The organism is Pontibacter liquoris (genome assembly GCF_022758235.1).
GTDB lineage: Bacteria > Bacteroidota > Bacteroidia > Cytophagales > Hymenobacteraceae > Pontibacter > Pontibacter liquoris.
Window position 1 is genome coordinate 947,185 of record NZ_JALEBG010000001.1, and the last position, 16,475, is coordinate 963,659.

Genomic DNA, 16,475 nt, shown 5'->3' on the forward strand with positions numbered 1-16,475 from the left:
TATACTGTCAAGGTTTAATCCTGTTGTATATATTCTTCTATTTTTTTTACAGCGATATGATAAGAGGCCTTTAACGCACCCACAGACGTGCCCAGTATCTCGGAAATCTCCTCATACTTGAGCTCATCAAAATATTTCATGTTAAAGACCAGGCGCTGCTTGTCGGGCAAGCGCAGAATCGCTTTTTGTAGCTTGAGCTGAATCTCGTCACCGGCAAGCTCCGGCGATGCTTCCACTTTCTGGATGAGCTCGGCCGTTACATCGTGCAGGGGCAGGAAAAATTTTCTTTTTTTACTCGACAGAAAGGTCAGGCACTCGTTGGTGGCGATGCGGTAAAGCCAGGTATACAGCTTGGCATCCTGGCGGAAGGTCTCCAGGTTCTTCCATACTTTGATAAAGACTTCCTGGGTCAGGTCGTCGGCATCTTCATGGTCGATCACCATCTTGCGGATGTGCCAGTATACTTTCTGCTGGTACTTCCGGACAAGCTGGTTAAAAGCCAGGTTGCGGCTTTCGGGGTGGGCGAATTTGGCTAAAAGCTCTTTGTCTTCCAAAAGGTGTTATTCGTTGCTCGTTACTCGTTGGTCGGAATAATTCGCTCTCCGGCTAACGAATAACGAACAACTAGCAACGAATAATTATTTACGGGCGATAGCGCGTTCGGCGGCGGCTACGATGTCCTGCTCGGAGAGGCCATACTTCTCCATGAGCTGCTCCGGCGTACCAGACTCTCCAAACGAGTCGTTCACGGCAACATATTCCTGCGGAGCCGGTCTGTTCTTTACCAGCACCTGCGCGATGCTGTCGCCCAGACCGCCCAAACGGTTGTGCTCTTCAGCCGATACCACGCAGCCGGTCTTAGCCACAGAGGCAAGTATAGCTGCTTCGTCGAGCGGCTTGATGGTATGAATGTTAATGATCTCGGCCGAGATGCCTTTTTCAGCCAGGATATGGCCGGCAAGGATGGCTTTCCACACCAGGTGGCCGGTGGCGATAATGCTCACGTCGGTACCTTCGTTCAGCATCACCGCTTTCCCAATTTCAAACTTCTGATCGGCAGGAGTGAAGTTAGGCACCACCGGGCGGCCAAAGCGCAGGTATACCGGCCCTTCGTAAGCGGCAATGGCAATAGTAGCGGCTTTGGTCTGGTTATAGTCGCAAGGATTGATTACGGCCATGTGCGGCAGCATGCGCATCATGCCCAGGTCTTCCAGAATCTGGTGCGTGGCACCGTCTTCGCCCAGCGTCAGGCCGGCATGGGAGGCGCAGATCTTAACGTTCTTGCCTGAGTAGGCAATCGACTGGCGGATCTGGTCATATACGCGGCCGGTAGAGAAGTTGGCGAACGTACCGGTAAAGGGGATCTTGCCTCCGATGGTCATGCCGGCGGCCAGGCCCATCATGTTGGCTTCGGCGATACCTACCTGGAAGAAGCGCTCCGGGAAATCTTTTTTGAAGGCATCCATTTTAAGGGAGCCGGTCAAATCGGCACAAAGGGCCACTACGTCGGGGTTGGTGCGGCCAAGCTCGTGCAGGCCGGCGCCGAAACCGGAACGGGTATCTTTACTCTCGGTGTAGGGGAAGTCTTTCATTTATCTGTTGAAAATTTTTACGGTTGTTGTTGCGCCCGATCTGATGGTGAAATCCTGCACATCAGTAAACTTACTCGCCTGGGCGGACTTGAGGCGATAAACAAATCTATACTTACCTGGCTGCAATGCCAGTGTTATTTTACTATTCTCCTCGGGTATGTTGCAAACCCACTCCTGGCTGCCACTATCGGTTATACTATACACGCTGCCGTAGCCCTGCACCTGCGACGAGATAGCCAGTTGCCCCGGCGGCGGGATGGTGATTGTGTTGGTCTCGCCTTGTTTCACGGTTACGCCTTTCATATAAATGCGCGGCAGCGTCAGAATCTCCAGCTCGTAGGTGCCGGCCATGTACTTGTGCCTGTTGCCGAATACCTGCACATGCAGGGTCTGCTCGGCTCCCTGCTGGCGCACCAGGGCTGCCAGTTGCCCGTAAGCAGAAGGCCCGTTCTGGCGCAGGTAAATGGTGCCCTGCGGCGCCTGCACCTGCACCACGTTGTGCTTGCCGGGTTGCAGGGCAATGCTTCGTTTTATCACCACGGGCGTTGTGTTCACCACCAGGTCATACGGCAGCAGCGCATCCACATCCAGCACATCGGGCTTGCCTTTGCCGTCCAGGTAGTGCACGTAGTTATATTCCGGCTGGCCGTTCAGCGCGTTTACAAACGTCATGTTCACGTCCGTTTCTACGGCTTTGCCCTGGTCATCGAGCAGCTCCACGCTAACGGTGGTCTGGCTCAGCGTCTGCGTTACGATCTCGGTCAGTACATTTTCAAATGTCTGCACATCGGCGGCATTAAAGTACTGGCCAATGCAGCTCAGTTGCTTTTCGTAAGCCGGCTCTATGCCGATGCCAATAATGAAAGGGCGCAGAAAGATGCCTTTCTTTTGCAGCGCCAGCGACATGGCACACGGGTCTCCTGCGCAGGACTCCAGCCCATCAGTGATCAGGATCACCACGTTGCGGGATTTGTCGGCCGGGAAGTCTCCGGCCGCCTGCTCCAGCGAGTAAGTGATGGGCGTGTTGCCCCGCGGCACGATCTGCTGCAGTTTGCTTTTAATCGCCTGGGTATTGCGGGCCGCGAACGGTACCTCCAGCTTAGTGTCTTTGCAGTCGTTGCGCTCGCGGCCGAACTGGTGGCCGTATACGCGTAGCGCCACTTCTACATTGTCGTAGCCCTGCAGCGAATCTACCAGGTGGGCCAGCAGCGTTTTGGCCACTTCCATGCGGTCGCTGTTTTCCCACTTAGCTAGCATACTGCCCGAGGCATCGAGCAAGAACAGGATACGCGTTTTAGGTTTGGGCTTTTCCTGCTGCCCCAAAGCCGTATTGCCTGCTGACAACAGGATCAACAAAAAACAAAATGCTGCAAAGGTGCGGTGCCAGATAGCCATAGCCGAGGATTCGTGGTTGGTTATTCGTTTTTTGTTCATCGAAAAACGAATAACCCGCAACGGGAAACGATAGATTAGTAGTCCGCGGCTTCGTTTACAGCCAGTTGCTGCAGCGCGATCTGCAGCTGCTCATCGTTTGGTGCTACCCCGTGCCATTTGTGCGAACCCATCATAAAGTCCACGCCATAGCCCATTTCGGTATGCATCAGCACCATCACCGGCTTGCCATTTCCGGCAGCAGCTTTGGCATCTTCCAGGGCAGGCAGCAGCAGCTCAAAGTTATTGCCGTCCGCTTCCAGCACATGCCAGCCAAAAGCCTCAAACTTGGCGCGCAGGTCGCCCAGACCGCCTATCTCGTCGGTAGAGCCATCGATCTGCTGGTGGTTGCGGTCTACGGTGGCAATCACGTTATCCAGCTTGTGATGCGCTGCATACATGGCAGCTTCCCATATCTGGCCTTCTTCCAACTCGCCGTCGCCCATCAGCACATACACCAGGCTATTGTCGTTGTTCAGCTTTTTAGCTTCGGCAGCGCCCAGCGCTACCGAAAGTCCCTGGCCCAAAGAACCGGATGCTACCCGGATACCGGGCAGGCCTTCTTCCGTGGCCGGGTGGCCCTGCAGGCGAGAGTTGAGCTTGCGGAACGTAGCGAGTTCTTTTACCTCAAAAAAGCCGGCGCGCGCCAGCGTGCTGTACCAAACCGGCGAGATGTGGCCGTTGGAAAGGAAAAACAGGTCTTCGCCTTTGCCATCCATGTTAAAGTTGGGGCTGTAGTTCATCACCCGGAAGTATAGCGATACGAAATAATCGGTGCAGCCCAGCGAGCCGCCTGGGTGCCCGGAGTTAACGGCATGCACCATGCGTACAATATCGCGGCGCACCTGCGCGGCCACCTGCTTCAGTTCGTCTATTCTCTTGTTGTGTGGATTCACGTTGTCTGATTATGAATTGGAAATGATACGTTATGGATCGTAAGCTAAAGTAATAAAATTTAGCGAACCGTTTACCCTTCGGCTGTAAATGAAATAGAAAAGGCGCCAGTCATGCCGGTTTATACGTGCTTTTATACTTACTTAAAAGCTAAAAAAGCGCAGCTGTGCGGAAAGGCAGCTGCGCTTTTTAGGTGATTATTTACCCAGGATCTGGCTGGCGTGCTCAGCGGTTTTTACTTTGGTGATGATGTCGCGGATCACGCCTTCCTCGTCGATGACAAAGGTGTAGCGCATGGTGCCCATATACTTGCGGCCATACATGGATTTCTCCTGCCACACGCCATACTGCTCTACAATGCGCTTGTCGGTATCGGCTAGCAGCGTAAAAGGCAGCTCATACTTGCTGATAAACTTCTGATGCGATTTCTCCGGGTCTATACTTACGCCGATCACCTCGTAGCCCTGCTGCTGCAGGTCGCTGTAGTTGTCGCGAAGGTTGCAGGCCTGGGCGGTACAGCCGGAGGTATCGTCTTTGGGGTAGAAGTATAGCAGCACTTTCTTTCCCCGGTAGTCGCTCAGTTTTACAGGCTGGCCGTTCTGGTCCTTGCCTTCAAATTCAGGGGCTTTGTCGCCGATGTGTAGTGTCATAGTTTTGTTACGTATCTCGTAGCACGTATCAGGTAGCAAGACTCTCTCATCGTGATTCGTGCTACGTGTGTCGTGATTCGATACAAATTAAATCGTTGTCGTATAGGTGGCTTCGTTGCCGGCATTGTCTTTTACCTTCAGCACAAATTCGCCGGACAAAGGTATGTTTTTATCCAGCTTCTCAGACCAGATCGTCGCATCTTTGTGCTCATACTTCATCAGGATCCATTTGCCGTTCACGTAGGCATTAAAGGAGTTGATACCCGACAGGTCGTCCCAGATCTTAAAGCGGATCATGTCTTTACTCTTGCTCAGCAGCTTCATCTTGGGCGCATTGGTATCTTCCAGCACTTTAAACTTGCCCATGTTGCGAGTAGTAAAAGTAATGGTGTTCCCGTTCCAGGTACCGCCCATAAACCCGCGGCCACGGCCAGTACCCAGGTAATATACCGCCGCCTTCGATTTGTCGGCAAACTGCCTGTCGGGCGTAATGGTAACGGCCAGGCCTTTGAGCAGGGGTGTATAAAAATCGCCGATCGTATATACATCGCCTTCTTTGCGGGTTTGCAGGTAGAGCGTGTCATAAAGCGTCTGCTCGTTAAAAATAAGGTCCAGGTAGCGGTTCGAAAACTTTACTTCCTGCCCCGGCGGCACCATGCGCTGGAAATCTAGTTTTTCTGTTTCGCCACAAAAACCCAGGGAGTCAGGAAGGCCGCCACGCAGGTCGTACAGGGCTACGGAAGCCGAGTTGTCCATGTAGCTGGGCACCAGTTGCAGCCCTTTGCCTTTCATGAACAGTTCCACATTTCGGGGGGTAGCACTGGTATCCGTGGCGCTTACTTTCAGTACGTTGCCGATGATCTCATAGTTCAGGGTTGGCTTTTTTACCGCTTTGGCCAGCGTTTTATAAAAAGCCGGTGCTTTGCCTTTCACCACAAAGTTCAGGGTGGAGGTGTTGTTGTAAGAATCCTGGGTAACAAGCTTGACCTGGTACACCGAATCGGGGCTGATGCTGATGCGGCCCTGGCGCTGATTGGCCGTACGGTAAAGCGGCAGGTCGTTGCCGGTATCTACATACGCTTTCTGAAAGGTGCGGCCCTGGCGTTTGTATACATTGTAGTCGATGTGCTGCGATACCTGTCGCGACAGCTCAAAAGGCACGTGGTCGATGTAATGCTCGTAAAGCGGTTTGCCGTTTACAAAGAGCGTTACCTGCTGCGTGCCGTTTTTGTTAACGGTGCCATCCAGCCGGTCGGTGGTCTGCAACTCCAGGCCCAGTAGGCCGTGGGCATACACCGTGTCGGTTAAAGTATAGGTACTGCCGGTTTTGACAGGCTTAAACTCTGCCCGCCCGAATTCGTTGTTTACGCGGCTGTGAATGTTGAGCGGCTGGATGGCCAGGCTGAAAATGTCCGGAGCCATACTGTCCAGTATCTCGGAGAATTTATAGAGCAGCGGGTTGTAGAGGCGGTCTTCTTTGTCGCGTACTTCAAAGTGCAGGTGCGGGCCGCCCGAGCCGCCCGTGTTGCCCGAGAGCGCGATCACATCGCCCCGCTTTACCGGAAACTGGCCAGGTTCCAGGAACAGCTCCAGCTCAAACTGCTGCTTTTCATACTGCTTCTGCCGCATGTAAGTAGCCAGTGGCTCGCCAAAAGCCGAAAGGTGCCCATAGGTAGTCACCAGCCCATTGGGGTGCGTGATATAAATGATGTTGCCATACCCGTAGGTAGAGCTTTTTACCCGCGAGATATACCCGTCGGCCGCGGCAAAAACCTGCAAACCGATGCGCTGGTCTGTTTTAATGTCCAGCCCGCCATGGAAGTGGTTGGAGCGGATCTCGCCCATGGTGCCCGAGAGGTAATTGCGGACGCCCGGTTTGATCGGGAACAGGAAATAGCCCGCTTCCACCGGGATCGGGGCTGTTTTTCCGACTTTGGTAATGTTTCCTGTTTTAACAACCGGCGTAGGGCTTTGTGCCTGCAGGCCCAGGGCGGTAAACGTACTAAGTATAACGAACGCGAGGCGCTTATTTAATTTCAAAATCAAGTAGTTTTTTGTCTTCCACATACCCTTCTAATCTGTCTCCTACCTGCACGGGGCCTACGCCTTCCGGGGTGCCGGTAAATAGAATATCGCCCGTTTTCAGGGTGACGAACCGGGAGATGTAAGCAATGATCGCGTCAAAGTTGTTGAGCATCATCTGCGAGTTGCCTTTTTGCTTGGTCACCCCGTTCACGTCCAGCCGGAAATTGATGTTCTGCAGGTCGGGGAACTGGTTAAGCGGCAGGAATTCGGATACCGGGGCAGAGCCGTTAAAGCCTTTTGCCAGCGCCCAGGGCAAGCCCTTCGCTTTTGCTTTAGCCTGCAAATCGCGGGCCGTAAAGTCGATGCCCAGGCCAATGGCATCGTAGTATTTGTGGGCAAACTTGGGGTCGATCTCTTTGCCTTCGCGGCTGATGCGCAAGATCAGCTCTACCTCGTGGTGTATGTCCTTAGTATAGTCAGGATAATAAAATGGCTCGTTGTGGCGCAGGATGGCCGTGTCCGGCTTCAGGAAAATAACAGGTTCGTCGGGAACTTCATTCTGGAGTTCGGCAATATGTTCGGCATAGTTACGGCCGATAGCGAGTATCTTCATGTAAGGGTGTGGTATTTTTACAGATATTCAAAAATAGGATTTCTTAGCTTGCGGCACAACTAACAGAGAGCCGGTTTGTCTGATTTTTTCATCCTATACTTGTTGCCTTCTATAAGGTTTAACCCGCAACGGCCGCTTTTATTGCCCGCCTGGCCGCTTACAACAATTTATCCGGTTTTTAACGTATACGAAGCATTCTGATGGTACTATGCCTGGCGGCAGCTGCCGGGAATTAAATAGAACGTAAGCCACGAAAGTATAGTGTTTTACTAATTTAATATGCCGTTATTGTTGAGTTTTCAGAAAATTGGTTCAAAATTTGAATTTACTTTTTCTGAAGCCACTAAACCTTAAACGTTATGTATAAAAAACTAATATCCTTTTCTGTTGCTGTTGTGATGCTGGTAGGGTGTACGACTGTACCTATTACCGGACGCCGACAGCTCAACCTGGTTTCGGATGCCGAAATGCAGCAGCAAAGCTATGCCGCTTACAACCAGTTTCTGAGCGAAAATAAACTCTCGCGTGATGCCCAGGCGACCGCTATGGTAAAACGCGTGGGGCAGCGTATCGAGAAAGCTGTGGAGCAATATATGGCTAACAACAACATGTCGGACCAGCTGGCGGGCTATGCCTGGGAGTTTAACCTGGTGCAGGACGACCAGGTGAACGCCTTTGCCATGGCTGGCGGTAAAACGGTGGTGTATACCGGGCTGTTACCCGTAGCGAAGAACGAAACCGGACTTGCCGTGGTGATGGGCCACGAGATTGCCCACGCCATTGCCAAACATGGCAACGAGCGCATGAGCCAGATGCTGGCCCAGCAGTTCGGTGGCCAGACCCTTTCGGCGCTGGCCGGCACGCAGCCGGGTGCGGCGGCTAACCTGGCGCTGGCTGCCTATGGGGTAGGCTCCCAGTTGGGCCTGCTCAAGTATAGCCGCACCCAGGAATCGGAAGCCGATAAGCTGGGACTCGTGTTTATGGCCATGGCCGGTTACGACCCGCAGGCGGCTATACCGTTCTGGGAGCGCATGCAGGAAAGCGGCGGACAAACGCCCCCCGAGTTCCTCTCTACGCACCCCAGCTCAGCTACCCGCGTAAACGATCTGCGTAACTTTATGCCCGAGGCATTAAAGTATTATAAAGGCAAATAACCTGAACCGACATGCACCTAACCACGCCTGCTACCCGCCGTAGCCCGCTAACGCCGGACCGCTTTCTCTATTTCATGCTGATGGTGCTGCTGCTGGCAAGCGCCTGTACCCGCCGCGAAGCTTTTCCGGAGGAGAGCGAATCAGACCCCGACGAGACGCCGGCTGAACGGTATGATGGCAAGCTGCTGGCGCAGGTGATATTGGATAGTGTGAATTATATAGTGCCGAAGCAGGAGCTGTATCAGCCTTTTATCCGCGAGTTTGGGGATGGCACAGTGGTGGACAAGGTGATGATCCGGAAGGTGCAGGAAACAAAAGAAGACAGCGCTGTTTATTACCTGGTTGGGCTGGGCATCCGCAGCGGCGCGTTTAAATCCATGGCGCTGGAGCTGGACATGACCTCCGATAACAGCCTGTACCTGAGTAGCAAAGGTGGCAAGCATACCTGCCAGGCTGCCCCTGGCTGCGAGTTCTGCTACTTTACTTACTCAGGCAATAAGATCACGGGTTGTGAATGCTCCTCGCGGGCGCCGGGCAACAATTGCGTGCACAAGTTCAGCCAGCAGAATTCTTTATTGAAAGACGTGCAGCTAAGCAACTCCAAACAGGGAAAACGTTAAAAGCCAAAGTATCCTTATAAACAAGAAAGCCGCCGGGTGTATACCTGGCGGCTTTCTTGTTTTGGATGGTTGAAGAAAGCAGAAGTGTAACTGATCGAAGAAGCTATACTTGTTGCCTGCCTATACTTTGGTTAGGACAATTGCACCTTGCGGAGGCGTATGCGCGTGAGCACTTTTTTGGTATACAGCGGAAAATCGCCTTTCATCATCCAGTCATAATAGCTGGGCTCTTTGGCCAGCACATCCTCTACAGGCACGTTTTTATACTTGCCAAAGTTAAAGACTTCCTGCCCCGCGTTGTTGTACACAATGCGGCCCGACAGGTCGGCGGTTTTCTGTACGGTAAACTTATGCAGCACTTCCATGTCGTTCTGAATCGGGAAAGTTTCGATGCCTTCGGGCAGCTCTACTGCCGTTTGCTGGTAGCGGTCCAGCTGGCCCATCAAAATATGGTAGGTCGCCACGGTGTCGGCTTCGGCGCTGTGCGCGTTCTCGAGCTTGCGGTCGCAGTAAAATTTGTACGCTGCCGAAAGCGTGCGCTGCTCCATCATGTGGAAGATCTTGCAGGCATCAACGATGTTACGGTTTTCGATATCGAAGTCAATATCGCAGCGCAAAAACTCCTCGGCCAAAAGCGGAATATCAAAGCGCAGCAAATTGTAGCCACCCAAGTCGCAGCCTTTCAGGAACTGCTCCAGATCGCGAGCCACCTGCTTAAAGGTAGGCGCATCTTTTATATCCTCATCATAGATCTTGTGGATCAAACTCGACTCCAAAGGAATTGGGATGGTCGGGTTAATGCGACGGGTCTTTAGGATCTCTTCTCCGTCGGGTGTCACCTTCAGCACGCTTACTTCCACAATGCGGTCTTTGCAGATGTCGGTGCCGGTGGTTTCGAGGTCAAAAAATACGATGGGGCGCTTTAAGTTCAGCTTCATAGCGAAAGTATAAAAAGTTAAAGAACCGCCTTGGTGAGCGCCTCCAGGTTGATGTTATTGTAAGTGCCTGAGCTCATGAGCAGCAGGTTGGCATTTTGCCAGTTGCGGCTGGTCAGGTGCTGCTGCAGCGCTTCGGAGTCGGAGTATACCTGCAGGCGCGGGTTTTGGAACGCTTCTTTCAGCTCGGCCTCCGTGAGCATTTCCATGCGCTTGTGTTCGATGGTTTTCGGGCTGAAGTACACGATCGGCTCATCGGCTTTATCGAGCGCGCCGGCATACTGGGGCAGGAAGTTGCGGTTCAGGCTGCTGAAGGTATGGAGCTCCAGTACGGCCACCAGCTCGCGCTGCGGGTACTGGGCTTTCACGGCCTGGGTGGTTGCTTTTACTTTGGAAGGCGCGTGAGCAAAATCGCGGAACACCACCGAATCAGCACTTTCCCCGATCCGTTCCAGGCGTTTGGCAGCGCCTTTAAAGGTTTTCAGGGCCTCGTAAAAGTCATGCGCTTTCACCCCAATCTTCTTGCACACTTCTTTAGCCGCGCTGATGTTGCGCAGGTTATGCTCGCCGAAAAGCGGGATCTCGATATCGCCGTCTTTTTTGGTATGCAGGATGGTTTTGCCGTTTTTGATCGTGGAGTCGTGCACGCCATAACCTATGTAGGCAATATCGGCCGGGTTACGCGGCACGGCGGCCAGCAGCACCTGTTCATCGTCCTTGTTATAGATGAGTGTGCCGGCTTTGGGCGTCATCTCGGCAAAAATGCGGAATTGCTCCCGGTAGTTCTTTGGGTCCGGAAACACGTTGATGTGGTCCCAGCTGATGCCGCTGATCACCCCGATATGGTGGTGATAGAGGTGGAACTTGGGTATGCGCTTCACCGGGTCGGAGAGGTACTCGTCGCCTTCTATGATGATGATCGGCGCATCGTCTGTGAGCTTTACCATCCGGTCAAATCCTTCGAGCTGGGCGCCTACGGCATAATCGAACTTGCGGCCCAGGTGCCGGAGCACGTGCATGATGATGGAAGTGATGGACGTTTTGCCGTGGCTGCCTCCAATTACAATGCGCTGCTTGTCGCGGCTCTGCTCGTATATAAATTCCGGGAAAGAGTAGATGGGCAGGCCAAGTTCCTGGGCGCGCTGCAGCTCGGGGTTATCCGGGCGGGCGTGCATCCCAAGTATAACGGCATCCAGTGTGGCATCCAGTTTTTCCGGGAACCAGCCTTCCTGCGCGGGCAGGATGCCGGCGGTGGCCAGCCTGCTTTTGGCAGGTTCAAATATCTCATCGTCCGAGCCGGTTACCTGCAGTCCTTTGTCGTGCAGGGCCAGCGCCAGGTTGTGCATAATGCTTCCACCAATGGCAATCAGGTGGATACGCTTAAATTCCTTCTTCTCCATAAACCAGGCAAAATGTTCTCAATCAGACAAAGTTAGAAGACCTTTTGAGAATTAAAATAGGCAAACCTTAATATGTGGATACTTTGTGGATATGTTGCTGGCAGCTGTGGATAGCCTGTTTAAAGCCTGCAGGATAATGTTAACAGGAGGGTGCGCAAGTTTTACGAACATTTTTAAGGCGCGGCATCTATAAGGATATATCTTTGTGCTTATGGAGGAGATGAAAATGAATGTGCGGCCCACGGGCAACCGGAACGGATGGCAGAAAAAAGCGCCCCTGGTTTCGGAGTTAGGCAAGAAGCCCCCACAGGCCCTTGACCTGGAAGAAGCCGTTCTGGGCGCGCTGATGCTGGAGAAAGATGCCTTAACAAACGTAATTGATATTCTGCGCCCGCAGAGCTTTTACAAGGAGGCGCACCAGCGTATTTTTAAAGCCATACTGGCGCTGTTCGATAAATCCGAGCCCATCGATATCCTGACCGTGACGCACGAGCTGCGCGAGCAGGGTGAGCTGGAGCTGGCTGGCGGCGCATATTACGTTACGCAGCTGACCACCCGCGTAAACTCAGCCGCCAACATCGAGTACCACGCTCGTATCATCACCGAAAACTCTATCAAACGCGACCTGATCTCTATTTCCTCGGAAGTACTTTCGAGCGCCTTTGAAGATACTACCGACGTTTTTGACCTGCTGGATAAGACCGAGGCCAAACTCTACGAAGTATCGGAATCCAACATCCGCAAGAACTTCGACGACATGCGCTCGCTCATGCACCAGGCCATTAAAGAACTGGAAGAAAAGCGCAAGCAGTCGGATGGTTTAACGGGGGTTCCGAGCGGGCTGGTAGCGCTGGACCGCGTTACGTCAGGCTGGCAGAAATCGGATTTGGTTATACTTGCCGCCCGCCCCGCCATGGGTAAAACGGCATTCGTGCTCTCATGTATGCGCAATGCTGCCGTGGATTTTGGCAAAGGCGTGGCGATTTTCTCGCTCGAGATGTCGTCGCTGCAGTTGGTAAACCGTCTTATTTCGTCCGAAGCAGAGCTGGACTCGGAAAAGATCAAAAAGGGCAGCCTGGAAGATTATGAGTGGGCACAGCTCAACCATAAGATCGCCAAACTAACCGAAGCGCCTATTTTTATCGATGACACCCCGGGCCTTTCTATCCGCGAGCTGCGTACCAAGTGCCGTCGCCTAAAAGCGCAGTACGACATCCAGATGATCATTATCGACTACCTGCAGTTGATGAGCGGCAACGCCGACGGCAAAGGAGGCGGTAACCGCGAGCAGGAAATCGCCTCGATCTCGCGGGCTATGAAAATGCTGGCCAAAGAATTGAATGTGCCGGTTATTGCACTCTCGCAGCTAAGCCGCGCCGTAGAAACGCGTGGGGGCGACAAGCGCCCGCAGCTATCTGACCTTCGTGAATCAGGTTCTATTGAGCAGGACGCCGATATGGTGTGTTTCCTCTATCGTCCGGAGTATTACGGCATCACCGAAGACGAGATGGGTAACCCGACCGCGGGCGTAGGAGAGGTGATCATTGCCAAGCACCGGAACGGTTCGCTTGAAAACGTGCAGTTGAAATTTATTGGCAAGTATACCAAATTTACCAACCTCGACCACGACTTCGGCGGCGATGCGATGGGCAGCTTTAATGCCTTGCCTAACAGCACGTTCGATGCCGAAACGCCGGGCTCTATCCGGCTGGGCAGCCGCATGAACGACGGCGGGAAAAGCGGAGGCGGGTTCCCGTCATCCAATTTTGATGAAGAACCGCCGTTCTAAGAGAAAGTTACTTAGCTTATTATACTGATCCCAAGCCAAAGGGATGAGAAGCCGCTGCGCCGTTTGTGCCAGCGGCTTTTCTTTTGAAATGGGTTTTGCTGTTGTTTTATACTTGCTGCTATACTTATTAGTGGCTGTACCTCCGCATCTTTATACTTTGGCTATACTTGCAAGCTTGAGTCTGATGTGGTGGTTTATACTTCCGGCTATACTTGTTAGCTAGCTGTATTCCTCAGTTTTATACTAGTCTTGTTTCATCTTTAGCTTTGGAGCGCTCCAAGCCCGCAAGGGCTCGTCCTTTGGCATCGCGCTGTGGCGTGAAGCTGCTCCTCGCTGGCGCTGCGGGCTGCCCTACGAGCACTGCAACACACCAAGGCGTTCAACCCAAGGACTGGGAAGCTTTCGATAGCGGCTGTTTATACTTGAGCATAAATATAAGCTTCAACTTTATCTGTATTGCATTTAGGTAGGGACAGGTCGCGACCTGTCCGCGCGATGGCAGCTGCTATAAAAGTATAGCTGAAGTATAAGTATGAACTTTCCCTCCTTCCCTCCCTATGTTGTCATCCTGAAAGGATCCTGGTGGATGGGAGGTTAAGCCTTTCCTACGCATGTATTCTGTTGCTACCCATCTGCCCAAAGTCCCCCTTTGAAGGGGGGTAGGGGATGTTCTTCTTCCTCCTAAACTAAGCTGCTTATACTTCGGTTCAAGTATAATCTTACTCTCCATACCTCTTTCTTTGAGTCATCCTGAAAGGATTTTTGTAGAAAGCAGATGAAGCTATTAATACCCCGCTTATGCTTTAAGCATAATAACTACTTGCTCCCCTCCTTAGTAAAGGAAGGGTAGAGTGGTTGGACCCTGCATTGCAGCACTTATTACATCCAGGCTGTTACTCTTGCCACACCACTTTCTCGTCCAGTGGGATCTGGCGTTTGCCATCGGACTGTGGTTTGTCGGAGTAGCCAAGGTATAAAATGCCCAGCACCACATCCTCTTCGCGGAGCTGTAACATGGTTTTCATGGCCGGATGATAGGCCATACCGCCAGAGCCCCAGTAGGAGGCGATACCCAGGGCGGTGGCGCCCAGCAGCAAATTCTGGATGGCACAGGAGGTAGCGGCAATCTCCTCCAGGGCCGGGATCTTAGGCAGGTTGCCGCGTTGCATGTAGGCTACCAGCACATGCGAGGCCTGATCGCCCATGTGCAGCAGCTTCTCATACTTACTTTCATGATACTGATCAGGCAGGGTTTCCTGCAGGTAAAGATCGGCGTGGGCCTCGCAGAAAACCTTCACTTTCGGGCCGGCATAAACGATAAACCGCCACGGTTCGGTGTGTCCGTGCGTCGGAGCCCAATCGGCCAAGGCCAGTAGCTGCCATACCTGCTCATCGGGGACACGCTGCCCGTTCATGGCGGCTGGCTTGGTGGTTCTGCGGTTGCGGATGATGTGCGCAATGTGCTGATAGTGATCTTCCATAAATAGGATAAAATAAACGTTACATAATTACCTTAAGTTAGTACGTGCAATGTATTTTGCAGTCGTTCGTTAAACACACCTAATTGGGCGCAAAGCGCCGGAGGCAGGTGCCTGCATCGGAAGCCCTGGTTGTAACAGAAACCCGCTTTGCGTACCTTTAAGCGTGTTCTTGAATTCAAAAGAAGTTGTGCTATCTCATACATGGACTATAACAAACTATTCCGCAATATCCCTGAAGCGATCGTCGTGCTATCGCCTGGGTATAAAATTCTGGATGCCAGTGACCGGTACCTGGCCGTGACCATGCGCACACGGGAGCAGATCGTGGGGCGACATTTTTTGTTGGAGGCTTTTCCGGACAAAGACCGCTCTTACGAAGACAACCCGGTGCGGCAGGTGCTCGACAAAACCTGCCGCACAAAGCAGACCGAATATCTGGAAGTGATTCGGTACGACCTGCCGAAACCGGCCGAAGAAGGCGGCGGCTACGACACCCGCTACTGGGAAGCGGCCCATACTCCTGTGCTGGATGAAGATGGAAATGTGAGCTACATCATCCAGCGCACCTCCGATGTAACCGAGCGGGAAGTGGCCAAGCTAGCCTTGACGCAAAGCGAGGAGAAATTCCGGTTTATGGCTGAAACCTTGCCCCAGCTGATCTTTACCACAGATCCGAAGGGTAACTATACGTACTTTAACCAGCGCTGGACCAGGTTCACAGGCTTGCCCGTAAAAGAGCTCCTCGGCTCAGACTGGAAGCAGCTGGTGCACCCCGAGGACTTGCCCCTTGTAGAACAAAAATGGACTGAAGCGCTGCAGCAGGAATCGGAATTGCAGGTGGAATATCGCCTGAAAGAGAATGACGGCAACTACCGCTGGTGCCTGTGCCGCGTACTGCCCATGACGAACGATGCCGGCCGGATACTGATGTGGGTGGGCAGCGTCACCGACATCCATCATACCCGCCAGATGGTACAGGAGCTGCTAACTGCCAACGAGCAGATGGCGCACCTGTCTGACCAGGTGCAGAGCGCCTACACCAAAGCTGAAAAAGAGCGGAAGACCCTGGAACGGCTGATTATGCAGGCGCCGGCCATTTTCTGTGTTTTGGAAGGGCCCCAGCATCGGTTTGAGCTTGTAAATGCCAAGTATCAGCAGCTTTTCCCGAACCGGCGACTGGTAGGCAAACCCGTTGCCGAGGCGCTGCCCGAAGTGGTGGAGCAGGGCTTTATACAGCTGCTGGATGAGGTGTATAACACCGGAAAGGATTTTGTAGCCGAAGAAGTACAGGTTAAAATCGACCGGCAGGACACCGGGCTGCTGGAGGATATTTATTTGACGTTTAGCTACCAGCCCATTTTTGAGGACGACAAAATAACAGGCATTCTGGTGTTTGCCAACGATGTAACCCGGCAGGTAAAGTATAAACAAAAGTTACAGGAGCTGGAGAGCGCCCATCATGACACAAGACAGGAGTAGGAGGGAGACACGCCAGGCATGAATATAGCTCAGGTTGACATTCAGCAACTGCGGATAAAACACATCCTGTACAAGTCTAAAGTACGGTCGGTGCTTTATGGCGGAGTATACGATGCGGCATTCTTTTCGCACTCGGGCCCGGTAGATACCTGGTTCAGCACGATCGGGCGGGTGCGCTATAGCCAGGAGCCAGAGATGGACGCCCTCCTGAAAGTGCACCAGGAGCTGGACATTACCGTGAACCAGCTCTTCGGTTTGTATAAAGGAGGCAAAATAGAGGAGGCGCACGAACAGCTTAAAAGTGTGGAAAAGAGCTCCACACACTTTCTCTCGCTGCTGCAGCAGCTGGAAGCACGGCTGAAGGTGCTGGCATAAAAAAGCCTGTTTAACGAAGCGTTAAACAGGCTTTTTT

At 52.8% G+C, this 16,475-nt stretch carries 15 protein-coding genes; 5 read left to right on the forward strand and 10 right to left on the reverse strand.

Annotation, left to right across the window (positions count from 1 at the left end):
• Positions 1-14 precede the first annotated feature (14 nt).
• From LWL52_RS03835 to LWL52_RS03865, 7 genes are all read right to left on the reverse strand, one after another.
• Positions 15-554, reverse strand: a complete 540-nt coding sequence (locus LWL52_RS03835) for an RNA polymerase sigma factor (RefSeq protein ID WP_242917097.1) — start codon at positions 552-554, stop codon at positions 15-17.
• Positions 555-638: 84 nt separating this feature from the next.
• The gene (locus LWL52_RS03840) at positions 639-1,592 is read right to left on the reverse strand and encodes a transketolase family protein (RefSeq protein WP_242917099.1); all 954 of its coding nucleotides are present in this window, start codon (positions 1,590-1,592) and stop codon (positions 639-641) included.
• Positions 1,593-3,026 (reverse strand): vWA domain-containing protein, encoded by a 1,434-nt coding sequence (locus LWL52_RS03845; RefSeq protein WP_242917101.1) that lies wholly within the window; start codon positions 3,024-3,026, stop codon positions 1,593-1,595.
• 35 nt (positions 3,027-3,061) lie between these two features.
• A complete protein-coding gene (locus tag LWL52_RS03850; RefSeq protein ID WP_242917103.1) occupies positions 3,062-3,919 on the reverse strand; it encodes a transketolase in 858 nt (285 codons plus the stop codon).
• A gap of 195 nt (positions 3,920-4,114) precedes the next feature.
• Positions 4,115-4,567 carry a thioredoxin-dependent thiol peroxidase gene (gene bcp, locus LWL52_RS03855; RefSeq protein ID WP_242917105.1) on the reverse strand — a complete coding sequence of 151 codons (453 nt, stop codon included), beginning with the start codon at positions 4,565-4,567 and terminating at the stop codon, positions 4,115-4,117.
• Between the two features lie 87 nt (positions 4,568-4,654).
• Complete coding sequence (locus LWL52_RS03860; protein WP_242917107.1) at positions 4,655-6,607, reverse strand: M23 family metallopeptidase; 1,953 nt, start codon at positions 6,605-6,607, stop codon at positions 4,655-4,657.
• Positions 6,594-7,205: a fumarylacetoacetate hydrolase family protein gene (locus LWL52_RS03865; protein WP_242917110.1), complete on the reverse strand. Its 612-nt coding sequence runs from the start codon at positions 7,203-7,205 to the stop codon at positions 6,594-6,596. The genes LWL52_RS03860 and LWL52_RS03865 overlap by 14 nt, the downstream gene beginning before the upstream one ends.
• Positions 7,206-7,564: 359 nt before the next feature.
• Here LWL52_RS03865 and LWL52_RS03870 point away from each other — a divergent pair, with 359 nt between their 5' ends.
• Positions 7,565-8,359: a M48 family metallopeptidase gene (locus tag LWL52_RS03870; RefSeq protein WP_242917112.1), complete on the forward strand. Its 795-nt coding sequence runs from the start codon at positions 7,565-7,567 to the stop codon at positions 8,357-8,359.
• 11 nt (positions 8,360-8,370) lie between these two features.
• Complete coding sequence (locus LWL52_RS03875) at positions 8,371-8,979, forward strand: hypothetical protein (protein WP_242917115.1); 609 nt, start codon at positions 8,371-8,373, stop codon at positions 8,977-8,979.
• A gap of 131 nt (positions 8,980-9,110) precedes the next feature.
• Here the strand turns inward: LWL52_RS03875 and LWL52_RS03880 are convergent, their stop codons facing one another.
• Together LWL52_RS03880 and LWL52_RS03885 are read right to left on the reverse strand one after the other, a co-directional pair.
• On the reverse strand, positions 9,111-9,917 hold the full coding sequence (locus LWL52_RS03880; protein WP_242917116.1) for a 3'-5' exonuclease: 807 nt from the start codon (positions 9,915-9,917) through the stop codon (positions 9,111-9,113).
• 17 nt (positions 9,918-9,934) lie between these two features.
• Entirely contained in the window at positions 9,935-11,314 is a 1,380-nt protein-coding gene (locus tag LWL52_RS03885) for a UDP-N-acetylmuramate--L-alanine ligase (protein WP_242917117.1), read from the reverse strand.
• A gap of 211 nt (positions 11,315-11,525) precedes the next feature.
• Here LWL52_RS03885 and dnaB point away from each other — a divergent pair, with 211 nt between their 5' ends.
• Positions 11,526-13,103, forward strand: coding sequence for a replicative DNA helicase (dnaB, locus tag LWL52_RS03890; protein WP_242917118.1), 1,578 nt, complete (start codon positions 11,526-11,528; stop codon positions 13,101-13,103).
• 893 nt (positions 13,104-13,996) lie between these two features.
• Here dnaB and LWL52_RS03895 read toward each other — a convergent pair.
• Positions 13,997-14,584 carry a nitroreductase family protein gene (locus LWL52_RS03895; protein WP_242917119.1) on the reverse strand — a complete coding sequence of 196 codons (588 nt, stop codon included), beginning with the start codon at positions 14,582-14,584 and terminating at the stop codon, positions 13,997-13,999.
• A 201-nt stretch (positions 14,585-14,785) separates the two neighbouring features.
• Between LWL52_RS03895 and LWL52_RS03900 the strand changes: the two genes are divergently transcribed.
• Both LWL52_RS03900 and LWL52_RS03905 read left to right on the forward strand, forming a co-directional pair.
• Positions 14,786-16,063: a PAS domain-containing protein gene (locus tag LWL52_RS03900; protein ID WP_242917120.1), complete on the forward strand. Its 1,278-nt coding sequence runs from the start codon at positions 14,786-14,788 to the stop codon at positions 16,061-16,063.
• An 18-nt stretch (positions 16,064-16,081) separates the two neighbouring features.
• Positions 16,082-16,438, forward strand: a complete 357-nt coding sequence (locus LWL52_RS03905) for a histidine kinase (protein WP_242917121.1) — start codon at positions 16,082-16,084, stop codon at positions 16,436-16,438.
• The last annotated feature ends 37 nt before the right edge of the window (positions 16,439-16,475 follow it).

Excerpts from the sequence above, each read along its gene's own strand:
- LWL52_RS03840 (WP_242917099.1), bottom strand. The coding sequence starts at position 1,592 with ATGAAAGACTTCCCCTACACCGAGAGTAAAGATACCCGTTCCGGTTTC.
- LWL52_RS03845 (WP_242917101.1), bottom strand. The coding sequence starts at position 3,026 with ATGAACAAAAAACGAATAACCAACCACGAATCCTCGGCTATGGCTATC.
- bcp (WP_242917105.1), bottom strand. The coding sequence starts at position 4,567 with ATGACACTACACATCGGCGACAAAGCCCCTGAATTTGAAGGCAAGGAC.
- LWL52_RS03865 (WP_242917110.1), bottom strand. The coding sequence starts at position 7,205 with ATGAAGATACTCGCTATCGGCCGTAACTATGCCGAACATATTGCCGAA.
- LWL52_RS03870 (WP_242917112.1), top strand. The coding sequence starts at position 7,565 with ATGTATAAAAAACTAATATCCTTTTCTGTTGCTGTTGTGATGCTGGTA.
- LWL52_RS03875 (WP_242917115.1), top strand. The coding sequence starts at position 8,371 with ATGCACCTAACCACGCCTGCTACCCGCCGTAGCCCGCTAACGCCGGAC.
- LWL52_RS03880 (WP_242917116.1), bottom strand. The coding sequence starts at position 9,917 with ATGAAGCTGAACTTAAAGCGCCCCATCGTATTTTTTGACCTCGAAACC.
- LWL52_RS03885 (WP_242917117.1), bottom strand. The coding sequence starts at position 11,314 with ATGGAGAAGAAGGAATTTAAGCGTATCCACCTGATTGCCATTGGTGGA.
- dnaB (WP_242917118.1), top strand. The coding sequence starts at position 11,526 with ATGGAGGAGATGAAAATGAATGTGCGGCCCACGGGCAACCGGAACGGA.
- LWL52_RS03895 (WP_242917119.1), bottom strand. The coding sequence starts at position 14,584 with ATGGAAGATCACTATCAGCACATTGCGCACATCATCCGCAACCGCAGA.
- LWL52_RS03900 (WP_242917120.1), top strand. The coding sequence starts at position 14,786 with ATGGACTATAACAAACTATTCCGCAATATCCCTGAAGCGATCGTCGTG.
- LWL52_RS03905 (WP_242917121.1), top strand. The coding sequence starts at position 16,082 with ATGAATATAGCTCAGGTTGACATTCAGCAACTGCGGATAAAACACATC.